This is a genomic window from Rheinheimera aquimaris, assembly GCF_020531985.1.
Taxonomy (GTDB): domain Bacteria; phylum Pseudomonadota; class Gammaproteobacteria; order Enterobacterales; family Alteromonadaceae; genus Alishewanella; species Alishewanella aquimaris.
Window position 1 is genome coordinate 18,693 of record NZ_JAJAVQ010000008.1, and the last position, 17,691, is coordinate 36,383.

Sequence of the window (17,691 nt, forward strand, 5' to 3'; positions counted from 1 at the left end):
GAGCGTCCTTTCTGAATTAATAAACCCAGAAACTATAGCAGCTCAAACTTACTGTGCCATGTTAGTGCACCTTAGCCGGCACAAGGTTGTTGTCTCGCAGCGGCCGACAGCACCACCTGATTACCGCCGGCTTTTTTGGCCAGATACATCGCCTGATCAGCTGCCTGAAGTAAAGCACTGCCGGACTGCCCATGCAGCGGAAACATAGCAACACCGATGCTGGGCAATACCTGTAGCAGCTGGCCGGTTAATGCAAAAGGTGCGTTCAATGCCAGGCGGATTTTCTCTGCCAGTTGCAGTGCAGCGTCACTGTGCTCAACGACAGGTAATAACACCACAAATTCATCGCCGCCCATTCTTGCTACCGTATCGCTATGACGTAAACACTGCACAACACGCTGCGCGGTTTGCTGTAGCAGCTCGTCACCTGCCTGATGGCCAAAATGATCATTAATGTGTTTAAACTTATCCAGATCCAGATAACACAACGCAAACTGCTCACCATCACGTTGCGCTCTGGCCAGAGCTGATTGCAACCTGTCCTGAAACAATTCGCGGTTCGGTAACTGGGTTAACTGGTCGTATAACGCATTGCGCTGCAGCCGCTGCAGCATTTGCTTGCGTTCAATCGCAACCGCTACCTGAACCGAAACAAATTCCAGCAGCTCTACCTCACTGGCGCTGTAGCCAGCAGCGTCTGGCTGGTTCTGCACCATCAGGCTGCCAATAACCGCACTTTGTGATTTCAGTGGCACACCAAGCCAGTTTATAGCTGTGCTACCGACAAGCTTACGCAGCTTCGCCGATAATTCACCCTGGTTACCCGTGGTTAGCAAAATAGTCTCAGAGCGGTGCATCACCTCAGCACACAGCGCCAGCACATCACAGCCGCTATGCTCATCGTCACCACTGTTCAAGGCAGCGTTATGAGCAAAATATAACGACGCGCCAGACGCAGCCGGCAGCACTATGGCAAAACGGCACATCGGCATTAACTCCGCGACAATCTGCTGAATACATTGGTAAAGTGCTTCAAGATCATCACAAGCAAAAGCCGCTTCAGAAATGGCGTACAACGCTGCCTGACGCGCTTCAATTTTTTTACTGCGGCTGATATCCCTCGCCACAGCAACACGGCGTTTATCGATGGCAGACCAGCGTGCCGACCATAATAAGTGAACAATCTGGCCATCTTTGCGGATATAACGGTTTTCAAAATCGACTTTCACCGCTCCGGCATTAATCTCTGCAGCTGTTTTTAATGTGCGCTCGCGGTCATCCGGGTGTACCAGCTCAATCATCAGCCGGCCCAACATTTCTTCCGGCGTGTAGCCAAAAATGCGCTCAGCACCTTTACTGACAAATTCAAAGCGGCCAAACTTATCTACCACACAGATGGCATCCAGCAGTAAATCGATATAATTACTTAGCGCTTTATAACTATCAGTATTCATCAGTGGGCATTGGATACAGCAGGAAACTATTTAAACCTTAGCACGCCCGGCGAACTATAACAGGCGGTATCAGCTGATTTTTAAAGCAAAGTTGCTAAGGCGACAACTCAGCAATCAGTTGTTCACAGTTACGCCACACCAAAGCGTATATCGTCAGCTGTGGATTGACGCCTAGGCTGGTGGGTAACACTGAACCATCAAACACTGAAAGATTGCCCAGCTGGTTGTGCCGGCCGTAAGGATCAACCACGCCGCGTTGAGCACTACTGCTCATATTGCAGCCACCCATCACATGCGCGGACACTATGGTCTGTCGCAGTATCTGCATTGGCAACTGAGTTATAGCCGCTTTTGCTTCTGCCCAACTGCTATATAAGCTGGCATCATGATGAATTGGCAATACCTGGCGCGCGCCAGCGGCAAACTGCAGCTCTGCCATCGACAGCAAAGCCCGGCGTATGCCGTGCCATAAATAATCTGTGATCGGGTAATCAAGCACTGGCTGTTGGTGCTGATCCAGCATTACGCTACCGCCCTGGCTTTGTGGATGAAAGCCATCACGCAATAATGCTATCGTCGCCTGCAGATGATTAAATTGCTGCATCAACGCAGCGTGCTGCGCTCCGCTGCCGATAAGTTTAGTGGCCATTAATACCGGGTGCAGCGGCGGCACTTCAAGCTTGTAGCCGGCCAACTCGTTATCCGCTGGCCAGACAAACTGATCCGAATACACCGATTGGGGGGCGCCACTATGCCCATTTACGGCTTCATCAAACAAGGCGCCGGAAATAACCGAAGGGTGCAAATAGGTATGTTTGCCGAGCCGGCCTGACGGATCGGGTACTTCTGAGCGCAGCAACAGTGCGGGCGAGCCAATAGCACCGGCGGCAACAATATAGTGCTTAGCGGTTATCGTAATACGTACATCGCTGCGCGGCTGAAAATACTGATCTACCGGCACAGCTTCCACCGCTGTAACCTGCTCGCCCTGCCAACGCAGCTTGCGTACAGAAATTCGCGAAATCAGTCTGGCCCCGTTTGCCATTGCAGCTGGAATAGTACTGACCAACATCGATTGCTTGGCATTAATCGGGCACCCCATACCGCAATAGCCCAGGTTTGCGCAGCCGTTAACATTGCGGCTAATCACACTGCTATGCCAGCCGAGGGTTTCACACCCCTGCTGCAGCCTGGCATTATTCATATTCGGCGGTACGGGCCACGGCTGGATATTCAGCCGCTGCTCTGCCTTAGCAAAAAATGGCTTCAGGTCGTTCTGTGCCTGAAAATTAACGCCAAACTCACTTTGCCAGTAAGCCAGTGTGGGTTGAGGTGTTCGGATAGAGGTGGTCCAGTTAACGGTTGTTGAACCCCCTACGGTACGGCCCTGCAAAATGCCTATGGCTTGATCGCGCGTTTTACGCGCCGCGCCTTCCTGATATAGGTTGGGGTAAGCCCAGCGCTCCTGCATCACGAAATCATCACGCGTATACCAGGCGCCCTCTTCCAGAAGTAGCACGTTAAAGCCAGCCAGGGTCAGTTGCTCCGCAGCAATGCCACCACCAGCGCCTGAACCGATAATGACGATATCCGCATCAAAATGCTGATCCGAACTGAACAAAGCGGCGTTAATATGGTCAACCATTAGCGAAATTCCGGGGCGGTGTAATTCAGCTGTTGCCAGTGCTGTGGCTGGCCGTAGAAGGCGCCATACAGCAACTCGCGCAAACTATGATAAGCCTGTTGCAGTATCAACAGGTAACTGTCGCGCCAACTGTTAAGCAGGCCAAGCCGTGTGGTAACACTCAACGCCGGTAAAGCTGTAATATGGCCAGTTAGCGCCAGCTGGCTTAGCCGGTTAGCAAGCAGATTAAACAGCTGATCTAACTGCTGTTGCTGGCTTAACGGTAAAAAAGCCGTGAAATCAATTACAGCGGCTTTGCTGCGTTGCAGTGCGGCCTGTGCTAAGGTCGCATCCTCAGGCAAAGCGCCGTACAACAATGCTGGCAGAATGGCAGACAACACCCAGTCCCGGTTATCTTCGTCTGGGTTTAGGCTAAACTGCCAACCAGCCAGCAACAGGCTGCCACTGGCGCCTAACGCCAGACCGCTGAAAAGAAATTGGCGTCTGTTCATTACTACAACCCCGTTAGCTAACGTTAACGCATTGTTTATCAGGGAACCCTAATTTGCAAGCTCAAGTCAGACCAGTTGTCTCATCTTCGTTTAAACCTGCCTGGTGGCTTAAACATGCGCATCTGCAGACTATTTTTGCCAAATACCTGAGCCCGCGGAAGAAGCAAAAAACCGTCGCAGAGATCTTTACGCTGCCAGATGGTGACGAGCTGGAACTAAATTGGATGCAGCCCTCAAAGGAAGCAGCTAATGCCCCCATGGTTGTGATATTGCATGGTCTGGCAGGTAACATTCACAGCCATTATATTCAGGGAATACTGGCGCAATGCCGGGCGCTGCATTGGCCAGCTGTACTAATGCACTTTCGTGGCTGCAATGGCAAACCCAATAAGCTGCCCCGGGCTTATCACAGTGGCGATACGGCTGATGTTGCAACCGTGCTGCACGAGATAACGCAACGGTTTCCCGGCCGCAAGTTAGTCGCGGTAGGTTACTCACTTGGCGCAAATGTGTTGCTGAAATACTGTGGTGAGAACAACGGCCAGAATATGCTGTCAGCGGCTGTTGCAGTGTGCCCGCCACTGGATTTATCCGCCTGTGCCAGCCGTATCAATCAGGGCAGCAGCCGGATCTACCAACGCTATCTGCTAAGCAGGCTAAAGCGCAGTACTTTATTAAAATTAAAGCAGTTTCCGGACTTTCCTATTCCGCTTACGCCACGAAAAGTACGGCGCCTGAGCAGCATAGAGCAGTTTGATGAACTTTACACCGCGCCGATACATGGCTTTTTAAACGCGCAGGATTACTATCAGAAAGCCAGCGCCAAGGCATTTTTGCAACATATTGATATTCCAACACTGATTATTCACTCCAGTGATGATCCGTTTTTATCTGATGCAGTGATCCCTAGCGCTGATGAAATCCCTCCCAGTGTCCATTACGAGTTAACCAGTGGCGGTGGCCATGTCGGCTTTGTCAGTGGCAGTGTGTTTAAACCAACCTTCTGGCTGAATCAGCGCATTCCCGAATTTATCCGGAGCCAGTTAGCACTATGATTATTCCCTACACCGATATTAGCGACGACACGCTGAACAACCTTATCGAGTATTTTGTGCTGCGTGAAGGCACAGATTACGGCGAACAGGAAGTCGAACTGCCGCAGAAGGTAGCAATGGTAAAGCGCCAGTTGAAAAGTGGTGAGGTATTGATTGTTTACTCCGAACTGCACGAAAGTATAAATCTGATTTCAAAACAGCAATTTATGCAGCAGCAGTACGAAGAGCAGGCGCTCTGACAATGCCTCATACGTCATAAATCTATCACGCTAACATCACGTTATTGTCATACAGCTTACTGAAACTGATTGTTTAACACGGTTTTTCAATCAGATATAAGGATGCAATAACAATGATGAAGCAATCTCTGCTGGCGTTGACGGTACTGGCAGCTTTGAGCGGCTGTTCTCTGGATGGCGATGACGGTGCCCAAGGGCCTGTAGGTGAAGTTGGCGCGCCCGGTACGCCGGGTGAGGACGGGAAAAATCTGCCACGCGAGCTTGATATAGCTGTTGTTGGCCGTTTCAACACCGGCATATATGGCCAGTCTGCGGCAGAGATTGTACAGTTTCACAAAGCATCCAAGTCCGCTTTTGCCATCAATGCTGCGCAAAACCGGATTGAGGTCATTCCTCTGTCGGCATTACCGGTAACGTCTGTCGGCAGCCCGGTATCAGATGACAGCCTGGCATCCACTGCCTTTACTTTTCCAAACAGTGTAACAGTGAAAAATGCTGCCGGTAGCGATATTACCATCGACCTTGGCGAAGCCAATTCTATTGCCATTTACGCGGATATGCTGGCGATTGCTGTTGCCGCGCCGGTTAAAACCGACAATGGTGCGGTGTTGTTTTACAGCTTAAGTGCGACCGGTACAGGGACTTTTGTTAAAGCCGTTGCTGTAGGTGCCTTGCCAGATATGCTAACGTTCACGCCTGATGGCAGCAAAGTATTGGTGGCAAACGAAGGTGAACCGGATACTGACTATCTGGCAGATCCTGAAGGCTCTGTTTCGGTCATCAGCCTGAGCGACGGCGTACCGGCAGACTTGGCCGCAACCATTAACCTGACCAGCAACATGGTATTTAGCAGCGACTTACTCGACGAAGCAGATTATGACACTGATGCCAAGCGCCGGGCCTTGTTGCAGACGGCAGGGGTAAAATTTGCAGGCCCTGCCGGCACAACCGTGGCGCAGGATCTGGAACCGGAATACATTACGGTATCATCCGACAGCAAAAAAGCCTGGGTGTCACTGCAGGAGGCCAACGCCATCGGTATTCTGGATCTGACCGATATGACCATTGAAGTAAAAGCGCTGGGACTGAAAGACTGGTCGCAATACAGCATGGATTACACCAATGAAGATGAAGTGCCGTCTTTTCGTAAGCTGCCAGGTGTCTACGGCCTGTATCAGCCGGATACCATCGCATCGTATCAGTGGAACGGCGCCACTTTTATTGTATCGGCTAATGAAGGCGACTCACGCGATTGGGATGCCTATTCCGAAGATATCCGCGCAGCCGATATTATTGACCCGGACGAACTGAATAAAACCTTTAGTACAGAGCTACAGGCACTGTACGATGCAACAGGCGGCGATGACGGCCTCGGCCGACTGAAAGTCACTGCAGCATTGGTAGACCCGGACAACGACGGTGTCGTTGAATCACTGTATGCCTACGGTGGCCGCTCATTCTCAATCTGGGATCAGAACATCAACCAGGTATATGACTCAGGTGATGATTTTGGCCGTATCTCTGCCGCTATTTTAGGTAATAACTTCAACAGCGCCCATACCGAAAACAAAGGTGACAACCGCTCTGACGACAAAGGCGGTGAACCAGAGGCTGTAGACGTAGGTACAATTGCAGGACGCACTTATGCCTTTATCGCGCAGGAGCGCTCAGGCGACCTGTTTGTCTACGATGTTACCAACCCGTTCCAGGCTGCGTTTGTCAGCCACTACAATAACCGTAACTTCGACGTTGAGTTTGAACTGGACGACGAACTGGCCGACCCGTGCGATACCAGTGAAGGCATGGACTGCACCGAAGTGCCATTGGCAGGCGATTTGGGACCGGAAAGCGTGAAGTTTGTAGCTGCCAGTGACAGCCCCAACGGCAACCCACTGCTGATTGTTGGCAATGAAGTCAGCGGCAGCGTAACGGTGTATCAGGTAACTGAAAAGTAGTATCTAAAAAGGCCGCAGCAGCGGCCTTTTATTTTAGGGTGTGTTTTATAGTTTAAACCTGCCGACCAGTTCATTCAGCTGTATCGCTAAGCGCGATAACTCGGTTGCACTGGCTGTCGTCTGGTTAGAGCCCGCTGCAGTCTGGGCTGCCAGATCGCTGATGGTGACAATATTACGGTCGATTTCACGCGCAACTTTAGACTGCTCTTCCGCTGCACCGGCAATTACATGGTTCTGATCGCTGATTGCGGTGATATTTTCTGCAATCAATTCCAGTGCATCTGCAGCTGCGGCGACAACATTCTGTGCATTATCTGCATTACCACTGATAAGTTGCATTGCATTTACTGCTTCACTGGCAGAACCCTGTACCTGTTGGATCATCTGTTCAATTTCGCCGGTAGAGGTTTGTGTGCGATGTGCCAGACTGCGCACTTCGTCTGCTACCACCGCAAAACCGCGGCCTGCTTCACCGGCACGGGCAGCTTCAATGGCAGCATTCAGTGCCAGCAGGTTTGTTTGCTCTGCTACGCTGCGGATAACTTCCAGCACCTGGTTAATAGACGTCACTTTCTCAGCCAGGGTGTTAATAACTTTAGTACTCTGACGCACTTCGCCGTTCATTTTTTCAATTACGCTGCGGGTCTGCAGCACTTTTTGTGTACCGTCTTTTGCCAGGCTGGCAGATTGTACAGAAGCTTCTGACGTTTTAAGTGCAGTACCCGCGACTTCATCGACGGCGGAACTCATCTCAGTAATGGCTGTTGCTGCTTGCTGCACTTCATCATTTTGTAACTGCAGCGCTTTGGCAGACTCGTCTGTTACTACATTAAGCTCTTCTGCAGCGGAGGCCAACTGACTGGATGAGCTGGAAATGTGGCTTATCGCATCACGCAGTTTTTGTTGCATCTGCGACAGGGCGTTAGCCAGTGAAGTTAATTCATCGTTACCTTCTACCGTTAAAGACCTGGTTAAGTCGCCATCCGCAATATACTGAGCTGAAACAACAGCTTGCGATAATGGCTGACTAATACTACGGGAAATTAACAAAGCAATGGCTATAGCGATAATAACAGCGACAATAATCAATGCCACGACAGCCCATTTTGCCGATTCATACGTTGCAATAGAGATTTTACGGGCCTCAGCTGCCGCTTTCTGGTTTAACTCAGATAACTGCCCGAGGACTGAAACCATCTGATCAGATAACGGGTTCATCTGATCTAACAAATCTTGCGCTGCACCGAGTTCTTCCTGGCGTAGAAAGTCGAGCGCTTTTTGTTGCAATTCTGTGTATTGTTTATCAACATCAGAAAACTGTTGATATAGAGTTCGCTCTTCAGGCATATAAACAGTCGCTTCGTACTTGTTGCTGATCTCTGACTTTTCACTGTTTAACTGCTTAATGCGCTCAAAAGTCGCACCTTCCTGGGTAATATCAATCGCCAGCAATAACCTGAGCGTCATCGCCCGGGTTTCTGCCGTCAGCGATTCGACCTGCCCCAGATAACTTATTGAAGGCAGTAAGTTGGATTCAACCAGATCAGCCTGTTCCCGAACCTTAGACAAACTCTGAACACTAAATATGCCCGTTATCGCCAGCAACAGTGCCAAAGCACCAAAAGCCGCCAGTAAACGTTTTTGTATCGTTATGGACCGTAACATTTATCACCTCTTTCTGCCTGCAGGTTCTTCACCAAGCTACATTCACACTACATTATGTTGCAGGAAATGTCTTACTAAACAATATTTAGCGGCTATGCCAGCACTTACTTTAGCCATAGAGACCAACGCTTGCCAGCAATAATGCTAAATTCTGTCATGAATTAGCATCAGAAACTACCAATAAAAAAGGCCGCTTACGCGACCTCTTTATCAGAATTGCTGATTACAGTTGCGGACCTGCAGCAACCAGTGCTTTACCTTCAGCATTGTCGGTGAACTTAACAAAGTTGTCGACAAAACGCTTGGCTAAATCTTTGGCTTTTTCGTCCCACTGCCCGACATTGCTATAGGTATTGCGCGGGTCCAGAATAGACGCATCATCTACACCAGGTAACGCCTTTGGCATTGCCAGATTAAAATACGGCAACTGAACAAATTCGGTGTTCTCAATGCTGCCGTCTAAAATAGCATCGATAATGGCCCGCGTCGCTTTAATAGAAATACGTTTACCACTGCCGTTCCAGCCAGTATTCACTAAATAAGCTTCAGCGCCTGAAGCTTCCATGCGCTTACCCAGCACTTCGGCATACTTGGTTGGGTGCAGGCTTAAAAATGCTGCACCAAAACAGCTGGAGAAAGTCGGTGTTGGTTCTGTAATACCCCGCTCAGTACCGGCCAGTTTAGCAGTAAAACCCGACAGGAAGTGATATTTAGCCTGATCTTTTGTCAGTTTCGATACCGGTGGTAATACACCAAACGCATCAGCTGTTAAAAAAATCACTTTTTTGGCATGACCGGCTTTAGACACTGGCGTTACGATATTATCAATATGATAAATCGGGTATGACACGCGGGTGTTTTCAGTTTTAGAACCATCATTAAAGTCAATTTCGCCGTCAGCCAGCACTGTCACGTTTTCCAGCAGTGCATCGCGACGGATAGCATTGTAGATATCAGGCTCGTTTTCTTGCGACAGGTTGATGGTTTTTGCGTAACAACCGCCTTCAAAATTAAATACGCCGTCGTCATCCCAGCCGTGCTCATCATCACCAATCAGCTGCCGCTTAGGATCGGTTGATAACGTGGTTTTACCGGTACCGGATAAACCGAAGAACACGGCGACATCACCATCTTTGCCGACATTAGCTGAACAGTGCATAGACGCGACGCCTTGCAGTGGTAAAAAGTAGTTCATCATCGAGAACATACCTTTTTTCATCTCACCGCCGTACCAGGTACCGCCGATCAGCTGAATACGCTCAGTCAGGTTAAAGGCGACAAAGTTTTCGGAATTCAGGCCATGGCGTTGCCAATCCGGATTAGTGCACTTGGCACCATTCATTACAATGAAATCCGGCTGGTAAGTTTTCAGCTCTGCATCCGTCGGACGGATAAACATGTTTTTAACGAAATGCGCCTGCCAGGCAACCTCTGTAATAAACCTTACCGCCAGGCGGGTGTCAGCGTTGGCGCCGCAGTAAGTGTCGACAACAAATAAACGCTTACCCGATAACTGCTTAGTGACCAGCGACTTCAGATCTGCCCATACGTCAGGTGTTATAGCTTTATTGTCGTTTTTGCCCTGATCAGACCACCACACAGTATCGCGGGTCGTGTCATCACGCACAATGTATTTGTCTTTTGGTGAGCGGCCGGTAAAGATACCAGTATCGACTGAAACCGCGCCCAGTTTGGTCAGTTTGCCTTGTTCATAACCTTGTAAACCAGCACGGGTTTCTTCCGTAAATAACTGATCATACGAAGGGTTATAAATAATTTCCGTGACATCTGTGATGCCGTATTGGCTCAGATCCAGATCGGACATGATGTAACTCCTAAGGGTACTGTAGGTAAGGGTGCAGTCTCTGGCGGACTTAATTTTCAGGAATTTTTGTCACTTAGTTTGTTGCTCTGTGCAAAAACCCAGCCGCATAATAACGTTTTTCCGTTTTAAAAGATAGGCAAAAAAATACGAGACAGGCCTAAAAGGCCCGCCACAACTGACTTTTAAAGAGTTGAAAGAATTTAAAACCCAGGTGAAAGTGGTACTGAAAGTTCAATAAATCACTTTCAGGATCAGGCAGTCAGGTTACGCTGTGTTGGACGTGATTTAACGAGTTGCTGCCAGGGTATGCTGGCTTGCCCCATCACCATAAAATCAGGATTAGCCAGTGTATCGCGTTGATTGTAGCTGAGCGCAGTAAACTCACTATCAAGAATTTTACCACCGGCCTCTTCAACAATTACATGCACGGCGCCGGTATCCCACTCGCCGGTTGGCCCCAAACGCATATAACAATCGGCTTTACCCTCTGCTACCAGGCAGCTTTTTAGTGAACAGCTACCGAGCGCGATATATTCAACATGCTCAGTGCTGTGTAATAAATCGACGATCGGCTGTAACGGCTGGCGTCGGCTGATGGCAATTTTCAGGGTATCGCCCGCCTGATGATGGTTTACTTTCATCCGGTTAATCAGGTTGCGCTGCTGTTTAAACGCCCCATTACCACGGCTGGCATAGTACATAATGTCTTCTTTGGGCCAGTAGATCACACCAAGTGCTGGCCAGCCATACTCAACCAAAGCAACGCTGACCGCAAAATCACCGCTTCTGGCGACAAACTCCTGCGTACCGTCCATCGGGTCTATCAGCCAGTAACGCGGCCAGTCCTGACGCTGGGCTAACGGCACTAAATGTGATTCTTCTGAGATAATCGGAATGTTAGGGGTCAATTCAGACAGGTGGTTGATAATAATCCGGTTTGCGGCCAGATCGGCGCTGGTTACCGGGCTTAAGTCAGCTTTTTGCTGCTGCTGAAAATCACCACTTTGATATAACCGCCATAACTCTGCCCCAGCCTCGCGGGCCGCGGTTTTAACAGGGTCAAGCAGTCTGCTTAAAAACATCCGGATTCACTTCCAAATATTGCTGTGCTAATAACAGGGCGGCAACACTTCTGGCTTCGGTAAAGTCAGCCTGCTGCAGCAAGGCGTCACTTTGCTGGCGGGGCCAGCTGACCAGTTCTAACGGCTCAGGTTCGTCGCCTTCTAAGCTTTCTGCATATAAATCAAAGGCCAGAACTATATGCATTGTAGCATTAAAATAGCCTGGAGCTAACGCCAGTGACTTTAACTGTACAAAACGGCGCGCGCCAAAACCGATCTCTTCTTTCAGTTCCCGGTTCGCAGCCGTAAGAATGTCTTCACCCGGGTCGATTAAGCCCTTAGGAAAGCCCAACTGGTAATCATGCGTACCAGCACAATATTCGCGCACCAAGTAGAAGTGAGCATCATCCGGGCAGGCAATAATCATGACGGCTCCGCGCCCGCTACCGCGCATGCGCTCATAAGTGCGCTGCACGCCGTTGCTAAACTGCAGCTCCAGTTGTTCAATCTTAAACAGACGGCTTTGGGCAACGATATCGGCGCTTAATATTTCCGGCTTTTGTTTGCTGTTATGTTTGTCGTGCTGCCGCTGCGTCATGCTGCCACCTCTGATACAATCCAGGCTGTTACTATAAAACGATTAACAGGAAAAACCTATGCTGAACTGGGCTGAAATTGATACCGTATTGCTGGACATGGACGGAACCCTGCTGGATCTGCACTACGATAACTATTTCTGGCTGCAGCACCTGCCCAAACGCTGGGCAGAGATAAGCGGTATAAGCCTGGCTGACGCGCAAGCGCAGCTTAAGGCAGAGTATGCTGAGCTGACCGGTAAGCTGGAATGGTATTGCCTGGATTACTGGGGCAAACGCCTGCAACTACCGATCACCGAGCTAAAGCGTGAAGTGATGCATAAAATAGCCATGCGCGCTGATGTGCCAGAGTTTCTGACCACATTAAAACAAAGCGGCCGTGACATAGTACTGGTGACCAACGCCCATCCGGGCAGCCTGTCATTAAAGATTGAACGTACTGAACTGGCCAATTACATTGATACACTCATTTCTACTCATGAGTTTGGTGTTACTAAAGAAAACTGGGCGTTGTGGCAAAAACTGCAGCAGCGGCTCGGGTTTGATCCTGCCCGCACCTTATTCGTTGATGACAGCCTGCCAATTTTAAAAGCCGCTCAGGATTTTGGCATTAAACATCTGCTGGCCGTGGCTAACCCGGACAGCCAGCAATTAAGCCGGCAAATTACCGAGTTTCCGGCCATTACAGATTACAGCGTGCTGCTCGATGATATCAGAGGTAGCGCACGCGCTACGCTCTGACTATCGCATCAGAATCTGATAGGGAAGCGGCCCTGCGCATCAGGTTTACCAAGAAATTGCATTGCCTGATGCACTTCTTTGGGCATACTGGCGTCTGGTTTTAATGTGCCGTTAACCAGTAACTGTTCAGCATTAAGCACCGCTTTGATATCCAGGCCAAGCAAATTGGCGCCGTCAGTCGTCAGCACTATAGTGCCGTTGTCACAATCTAACTCACCAAACAGGTTTTGCAGTTCAAGCCAGGTGCCGGTTGGCGTTTGTAGCCTGGCCTCCTGCCAGCTGGCATTGCCGCTTAACAGCTTACAGCGTGGTTGCCCTTGCTGAAAAGACGGAATATCAAGCACCAGCTCACCACTAGCGTGCACCGGCAGCGGTAAGGATAACATCGGTATCAACTGTGCGACCGGCAGCTTAACCAGACCGTCAGTCAGAGCTGCGCCATTAAAGCCGTAGCTGGCATTGCCTTTAAAATAGGGTTGCTGTGGGTTCTTTGCGCTGCCACTTTGCAACGCAAACTGTAGCTTGCCGGTGAATAGCTGCCAGCCATTCATTCGCCACTGTACGTCTGTCAGTTGTAAATTCTGATATTGCACGCCAGCAATATTGCCCTGCCATAAAGTGCCGCTGATCCCCCCTAACTGCACCTGAGCAGGCAACGGCACCAGCTTAAACCACCAGCTGGCCGGCGTCAGAAACACGGTAAACAACAGATAGCTGATGACACCAATAATGATCAGTTTCGCTTTTGTCATGCCGTTTGCTTACTCCACTACAATACGTCGCACCCGCACTATGCCGGGCTTATCTGCCGTTGCAATATCCAGGTTAACTAACTTAACACCGTGCTGATATTGCAATGTATGCAGCCAGCCCAGCAGTTGTTCAAAACTGATATCTTCAAGTACTAACGTCAGTTGCTCATTCTGCGGCTGCATCCGGCTGACATTCACTCCGGCACTGCGCGCGCTGTTGCTGATAATTTGCTGAATACTACCACCGCTGCGGGCAGTCTTATTACCGGCCGCTTTTAGCTGTGGCAGCAGTTGTTGTAACTGGCTTAGTTGTTTTTGGGCTGCCAGTACTTTTTGTTGCTGCGCTGCATTTGCCTGATGCAGTGGCTGCCACAACAACCAATAAAACAGGCCGATAGCAACCACTATAGCGGCCCATGTCAACAACCGCTGCTCACGCTGCTGCAAACCGGCCCACCAGCTTAGGAATTGTTGCTTCATACTCTGCTCCGCATCGCGATACTGCCCTGAACCTTGCCGCCATCGTTACTCAGCGCGCCCTGCTCGACAATAAATCCAGCTTGTTCCAGCGCGGATTTCAGCTTTTCAAAGCTCTGAAAACCATTACCTTTTGCCTGAAAACGTAACTCTGATCTTTTACCATCGAAGCGCAAATTTTCCAGGCTAATATCCGGCACGCCAGCCAACTGTTGCTGTAGTTTATCCAGCAACACCAGAAAGCTCTGATCGGTATTGCCGCCAACTGCGGAAAGCTTTTGCTGTAGCTGCATATTAAGGTTAACAATGCGCTCTTGCGGGAAAGCCTGCAGGTAAACCGCCTGACTTTGCTGCTGCAAAGCCGTATTCTGTCTCGCCAGTTGCCAGTTGTTAACACCCAGCTGCAGCAGATACACCGCCAGACAAGCGCCAACTAACACAGCGCTGCTGCGCCACAACTGCAGCTGCGGGTTTACTTTACGTTTGGGTTTATAGTCACCTTGTAATAACGTGAAGTCACTGTGCTGCAGTTGACTGGCCAGTAATGCCAGCGGCAGCTCTGGTTCAGCCAACTGATGGCTTTGCATCAGCTCCTGTGGCCACGGGCTGTAACTGGTCAGCATAGATAACGCAGCCAGTTGCAGGTAATCCCCCCACCAGGCAGCATCAATAGCCGATACCTGCCAACGGCTTTGCTTCAACAGCCATTGTTCGTGCAACTGAATACATGCAGGTAACTGTTGTTCTGGCAATAGCAAAGCATCAGGTAACATGCGGCTGACGCTAAAACCGGCTTCCTGCAGCCAGCTTAGCCACTGCTGCATGCGCTGATGCTGGCAAACCGCTACCTGCTGGCTGTACTGGCCATCGTGCTGCTCTGTCGCCCCCAGCGCCAGAAACAACTTCTCAATATCCTCAGCTTGTTCTTCTTCAAGCATATAAGGCAGCGCCTGCAGCAACTGCCGGTTCGGCTTTGCCGGTAAGCTGACCTGTTTTAGCACCACATCTGAAGCCGGCACTAATGCCACTACCGGCCTGCCTCCCAGGCGCACAGCCAGCTCAGGTAACTGATCTGCACCGGCAACTTCACCGCTGGCAATCACTTCCTGACTATGGCTGGCCCACACCAGCCAGCTGATGTTGTGCTCTGCCCGGCTACCTAGCCGGATCACCAACTGTTCACTCACCCCTGGCCTCCAAATCGCCGGGCCAATACTTTGACCTGATTATTTTCATCTAATTTTAGTACCGACGTTAATATGAACCCGCTCTCCAGATAGGCGGCTGTTGCCGTCAGCTGGAAACTGTCAGACTTAACGCTGAGCATGGTTTTTACCTCATCAGGCACAGTAATGCCTGCCAGTGCTTCGCTGCCAAACACCTCTTCAATATTGGCAAACCCTTCCTCGGGCCTGCCGGCAATCACATCTGCCGCGCCTTGTTCTGTCAGCTCCGGAATAAGCGCCGCCAACAACACCGCTGTATCCTCAGTCAGCGTGTTAACATTCAGTACCAGACCACTGTTTTCTGGTATCACGCACACATAGGGCGCCAGCAGCTGATAATCTGCCGGTGTCATATCCAGAATAACCCTCAGCTCCGACACACTGGCCATCAGACCATTTGCGGTATAGTAGGGAAACTGCAGCGCGGCATAGTCGTCATCTTCGGCGCTGCCCGCTGTACTTAGCAGGCTGTCTTCGTCTAACCAGTCACCTAAACGGGCCACCAGATACTCTGCAGGCATCGACAGCTCGCTGCCTTTTAACTCCAGCAGCCGCAAAAAGGCTTTTTGTGCCGGGCTTTGCTCGTTGCGATTGCCATTCTGTGCACTGACATTTTGCAGCGCATTAATATTAAAACAGCTGTGCAGGTCTTTAATATCACCGGCTATGGTACCGTTCTCAACCGGAAAAGTTGCCCCCTGCAGCGCCCAGTCCTGTGCTAAGTTGACACTTTCCTCGCCGGCTAAAGTGCGGCTGAGCAGCACTTTTGCAAACTGTTCGGCCCCCATCGCATACCAGAATGCCTGCTGCTGCTGTTGCACATTTTGCTGGCGCTGCAGCTGAAGCTGCAGCCGGCCGGTCATATTCACTGCGATTACCACCACAATGGCAATTATCATCAGCACTGCAACCAGTGCCACGCCCTGCTGACGGCAACGATATGCGTTCATTCGCGAGCGCTCTGTGCCACGACTGCATCTGGCAATGTAAAAATCCGTTCCAGATTACCAAGGTTCTCATCGACTAGTGTCACACGCACTGCCTGCGGGAAATTTGCATCCTGCCAGCGCTCCAGCCATTCCTCGCCCTGTAAATAGTGAACCTCGAACCCGCTTAAGCCCGTTTGTAACTGTTGTACTTTAGGCTCGGTACCGGTAACCGCATCCGGATACAGCGTAAACAAGCGTTGTAAAGTGCCGTCCTGTAAACGGTAAGCCACCGCCTGGATTTCGCTGCGTGGCAATACCATACCCGGGTTGCGCCAGCCCTGGCGCACAAAGCTGATACCGTGATCTTCGCTTTCCAGTAAGAATTTCTCGCCAAACAGGCGATATTTCGCCGGCGCCTCACCGTCAAGCCGCACATGCCGCACGCTGATCTGCATAAAATCACGTTCCAGCATCAGCATAGTTCGCTGCAGCTGCACTAAACGTTCGCTTTCTTGCTGCGATAACTCATCGCTTTGCGTCACACTGCTTAAAATCGCGACTGACGCCAGGCCAACCAGGGCAAAAATAGCCGCGGCCAGCAGCATTTCAATAAAAGTAAAGCCTGCGCTGCGCTTAACCACCGGGCTTCCCCCGGTAGCTTTGCAACTGGTACAGCACCTGCTCTGGTGACTCGGCCAAACTGACGCTGATTTGCACCAGACGCAGATCTTCATCGGCCAGTTTGCTCACCTGCTGCTGCCACAACCAGTCACGGTTTGCCATTTTTACTTCGCCCTGGCTTTTTTCTTTACCGGGCCATTCTTTATCGAGCATCGCCAGTTGCATCTGATTGTCAGCAATATAACTGGCAATGGTTAAATCATCCAATTGGCTGAGATTACCGATATGCGCCGAACTGGACTGCATAATCGCCAGACCAGCGGTAGCGAAAATCGCCATTGCCACCAGCAATTCCAGCAACGTAAAGCCACTGTGCTTCATGGCCGCTCCGTCGATACCGCACTGCGGGTTAGCGGAATGGCAAAATCGGTAGAGACGGCGCTGTATAGCGGCGTCAGATCGGAATTTTCAGTCAGCAACAGCTGAAACGGGCTGATTTCGCCCGATGACAAAATAAACACCTGTGGCAATGCCGGTATTTTACTGTCCTGTTCTGTCTGCTCGTCTTCATCTAACTGCCACTCGAGCTTGCTCAGCAGGTTAGTTTCCTCACCCGGCAGCCCTTCCAGCTCCAGTTGCAGTGTAATATTTTCCGGTAAACGGTGCTGCGCGACGCCGGCAGGTTCTTCTGCCGCCGCCCACTTGCCATCATCATTGTTGTAGTACAGAAAGCCATAGCGGTCGGGCAAAATGTACAAGCCCCATTCCTGCTGCTTTAGCATGGCGGTTTCTGCGACAAACTGAAATATCTGCTGAAACCGCTCGGCTTCTTTTTCCAGCCTGTCTTCCCGCGATTCACCACTGAAATTCATCACTACCATCGTTGCCAGCAAGCCAATCAGCAACATTACCAGCATTACCTCTACCAGGGTAAAGCCGTTGCGTCGATAAGACATAGC

General features: G+C 50.4%; 18 protein-coding genes. 4 read left to right on the forward strand and 14 right to left on the reverse strand.

What is annotated here, in order from left to right; all coding sequences use genetic code 11:
- Positions 1 to 71: 71 nt before the first annotated feature.
- The 3 genes from LHL18_RS19030 to LHL18_RS19040 form a co-directional block, all read right to left on the reverse strand.
- Complete coding sequence (locus LHL18_RS19030) at positions 72 to 1,454, reverse strand: sensor domain-containing protein (protein WP_226768270.1); 1,383 nt, start codon at positions 1,452 to 1,454, stop codon at positions 72 to 74.
- A 94-nt stretch (positions 1,455 to 1,548) separates the two neighbouring features.
- Positions 1,549 to 3,099, reverse strand: coding sequence for a GMC family oxidoreductase (locus LHL18_RS19035; RefSeq protein WP_226768271.1), 1,551 nt, complete (start codon positions 3,097 to 3,099; stop codon positions 1,549 to 1,551).
- Positions 3,099 to 3,590, reverse strand: coding sequence for a hypothetical protein (locus LHL18_RS19040; protein WP_226768272.1), 492 nt, complete (start codon positions 3,588 to 3,590; stop codon positions 3,099 to 3,101). The genes LHL18_RS19035 and LHL18_RS19040 overlap by 1 nt, the downstream gene beginning before the upstream one ends.
- A gap of 53 nt (positions 3,591 to 3,643) precedes the next feature.
- Here LHL18_RS19040 and LHL18_RS19045 point away from each other — a divergent pair, with 53 nt between their 5' ends.
- The 3 genes from LHL18_RS19045 to LHL18_RS19055 all read left to right on the forward strand — a co-directional run bounded on the left by LHL18_RS19045 (position 3,644) and on the right by LHL18_RS19055 (position 6,839).
- Complete coding sequence (locus LHL18_RS19045) at positions 3,644 to 4,645, forward strand: hydrolase (RefSeq protein WP_226768273.1); 1,002 nt, start codon at positions 3,644 to 3,646, stop codon at positions 4,643 to 4,645.
- Positions 4,642 to 4,884, forward strand: a complete 243-nt coding sequence (locus tag LHL18_RS19050; protein WP_134058489.1) for a YheU family protein — start codon at positions 4,642 to 4,644, stop codon at positions 4,882 to 4,884. Before LHL18_RS19045 ends, LHL18_RS19050 begins: the two co-directional genes overlap by 4 nt.
- Before the next feature lie 113 nt (positions 4,885 to 4,997).
- Complete coding sequence (locus LHL18_RS19055) at positions 4,998 to 6,839, forward strand: choice-of-anchor I family protein (RefSeq protein WP_226768274.1); 1,842 nt, start codon at positions 4,998 to 5,000, stop codon at positions 6,837 to 6,839.
- Positions 6,840 to 6,884: 45 nt separating this feature from the next.
- On the opposite strand, the gene LHL18_RS19060 is transcribed toward LHL18_RS19055, so the two are convergent.
- The 4 genes from LHL18_RS19060 to nudE all read right to left on the reverse strand — a co-directional run bounded on the left by LHL18_RS19060 (position 6,885) and on the right by nudE (position 11,988).
- On the reverse strand, positions 6,885 to 8,504 hold the full coding sequence (locus LHL18_RS19060; RefSeq protein ID WP_226768275.1) for a methyl-accepting chemotaxis protein: 1,620 nt from the start codon (positions 8,502 to 8,504) through the stop codon (positions 6,885 to 6,887).
- A gap of 223 nt (positions 8,505 to 8,727) precedes the next feature.
- Positions 8,728 to 10,329 carry a phosphoenolpyruvate carboxykinase (ATP) gene (gene pckA / locus LHL18_RS19065; protein ID WP_226768276.1) on the reverse strand — a complete coding sequence of 534 codons (1,602 nt, stop codon included), beginning with the start codon at positions 10,327 to 10,329 and terminating at the stop codon, positions 8,728 to 8,730.
- A gap of 251 nt (positions 10,330 to 10,580) precedes the next feature.
- A complete protein-coding gene (gene cysQ / locus LHL18_RS19070; RefSeq protein ID WP_226768277.1) occupies positions 10,581 to 11,411 on the reverse strand; it encodes a 3'(2'),5'-bisphosphate nucleotidase CysQ in 831 nt (276 codons plus the stop codon).
- Entirely contained in the window at positions 11,389 to 11,988 is a 600-nt protein-coding gene (gene nudE, locus LHL18_RS19075; RefSeq protein WP_226768278.1) for an ADP compounds hydrolase NudE, read from the reverse strand. Before nudE ends, cysQ begins: the two co-directional genes overlap by 23 nt.
- A gap of 58 nt (positions 11,989 to 12,046) precedes the next feature.
- Between nudE and yrfG the strand changes: the two genes are divergently transcribed.
- Positions 12,047 to 12,727 (forward strand): GMP/IMP nucleotidase, encoded by a 681-nt coding sequence (gene yrfG / locus LHL18_RS19080; protein ID WP_226768279.1) that lies wholly within the window; start codon positions 12,047 to 12,049, stop codon positions 12,725 to 12,727.
- Positions 12,728 to 12,735: 8 nt separating this feature from the next.
- On the opposite strand, the gene LHL18_RS19085 is transcribed toward yrfG, so the two are convergent.
- The 7 genes from LHL18_RS19085 to gspH are packed head-to-tail and all read right to left on the reverse strand — an operon-like array spanning position 12,736 to position 17,688.
- Positions 12,736 to 13,479, reverse strand: a complete 744-nt coding sequence (locus LHL18_RS19085; RefSeq protein ID WP_226768280.1) for a type II secretion system protein N — start codon at positions 13,477 to 13,479, stop codon at positions 12,736 to 12,738.
- A 9-nt stretch (positions 13,480 to 13,488) separates the two neighbouring features.
- Positions 13,489 to 13,959 (reverse strand): type II secretion system protein GspM, encoded by a 471-nt coding sequence (gspM, locus tag LHL18_RS19090; RefSeq protein ID WP_226768281.1) that lies wholly within the window; start codon positions 13,957 to 13,959, stop codon positions 13,489 to 13,491.
- On the reverse strand, positions 13,956 to 15,143 hold the full coding sequence (gene gspL, locus LHL18_RS19095; protein WP_226768282.1) for a type II secretion system protein GspL: 1,188 nt from the start codon (positions 15,141 to 15,143) through the stop codon (positions 13,956 to 13,958). The genes gspM and gspL overlap by 4 nt, the downstream gene beginning before the upstream one ends.
- Positions 15,140 to 16,132 carry a type II secretion system minor pseudopilin GspK gene (gene gspK, locus LHL18_RS19100; protein ID WP_226768283.1) on the reverse strand — a complete coding sequence of 331 codons (993 nt, stop codon included), beginning with the start codon at positions 16,130 to 16,132 and terminating at the stop codon, positions 15,140 to 15,142. Before gspK ends, gspL begins: the two co-directional genes overlap by 4 nt.
- Positions 16,129 to 16,752, reverse strand: coding sequence for a type II secretion system minor pseudopilin GspJ (gspJ, locus tag LHL18_RS19105; protein WP_226768284.1), 624 nt, complete (start codon positions 16,750 to 16,752; stop codon positions 16,129 to 16,131). Before gspJ ends, gspK begins: the two co-directional genes overlap by 4 nt.
- Complete coding sequence (gene gspI / locus LHL18_RS19110; RefSeq protein ID WP_226768285.1) at positions 16,745 to 17,113, reverse strand: type II secretion system minor pseudopilin GspI; 369 nt, start codon at positions 17,111 to 17,113, stop codon at positions 16,745 to 16,747. Before gspI ends, gspJ begins: the two co-directional genes overlap by 8 nt.
- A complete protein-coding gene (gene gspH, locus LHL18_RS19115) occupies positions 17,110 to 17,688 on the reverse strand; it encodes a type II secretion system minor pseudopilin GspH (RefSeq protein ID WP_226768286.1) in 579 nt (192 codons plus the stop codon). The genes gspI and gspH overlap by 4 nt, the downstream gene beginning before the upstream one ends.
- Positions 17,689 to 17,691: the final 3 nt, after the last annotated feature.

Bases quoted from the DNA above. Each gene is read 5' to 3' on its own strand.
- gspM (WP_226768281.1), bottom strand. From the start codon at position 13,959: ATGAAGCAACAATTCCTAAGCTGGTGGGCCGGTTTGCAGCAGCGTGAG.
- gspK (WP_226768283.1), bottom strand. From the start codon at position 16,132: ATGAACGCATATCGTTGCCGTCAGCAGGGCGTGGCACTGGTTGCAGTG.
- cysQ (WP_226768277.1), bottom strand. From the start codon at position 11,411: ATGTTTTTAAGCAGACTGCTTGACCCTGTTAAAACCGCGGCCCGCGAG.
- LHL18_RS19050 (WP_134058489.1), top strand. From the start codon at position 4,642: ATGATTATTCCCTACACCGATATTAGCGACGACACGCTGAACAACCTT.
- LHL18_RS19040 (WP_226768272.1), bottom strand. From the start codon at position 3,590: ATGAACAGACGCCAATTTCTTTTCAGCGGTCTGGCGTTAGGCGCCAGT.
- LHL18_RS19035 (WP_226768271.1), bottom strand. From the start codon at position 3,099: ATGGTTGACCATATTAACGCCGCTTTGTTCAGTTCGGATCAGCATTTT.
- pckA (WP_226768276.1), bottom strand. From the start codon at position 10,329: ATGTCCGATCTGGATCTGAGCCAATACGGCATCACAGATGTCACGGAA.
- LHL18_RS19060 (WP_226768275.1), bottom strand. From the start codon at position 8,504: ATGTTACGGTCCATAACGATACAAAAACGTTTACTGGCGGCTTTTGGT.
- LHL18_RS19030 (WP_226768270.1), bottom strand. From the start codon at position 1,454: ATGAATACTGATAGTTATAAAGCGCTAAGTAATTATATCGATTTACTG.
- LHL18_RS19055 (WP_226768274.1), top strand. From the start codon at position 4,998: ATGATGAAGCAATCTCTGCTGGCGTTGACGGTACTGGCAGCTTTGAGC.
- LHL18_RS19085 (WP_226768280.1), bottom strand. From the start codon at position 13,479: ATGACAAAAGCGAAACTGATCATTATTGGTGTCATCAGCTATCTGTTG.
- nudE (WP_226768278.1), bottom strand. From the start codon at position 11,988: ATGACGCAGCGGCAGCACGACAAACATAACAGCAAACAAAAGCCGGAA.
- gspI (WP_226768285.1), bottom strand. From the start codon at position 17,113: ATGAAGCACAGTGGCTTTACGTTGCTGGAATTGCTGGTGGCAATGGCG.
- yrfG (WP_226768279.1), top strand. From the start codon at position 12,047: ATGCTGAACTGGGCTGAAATTGATACCGTATTGCTGGACATGGACGGA.
- gspH (WP_226768286.1), bottom strand. From the start codon at position 17,688: ATGTCTTATCGACGCAACGGCTTTACCCTGGTAGAGGTAATGCTGGTA.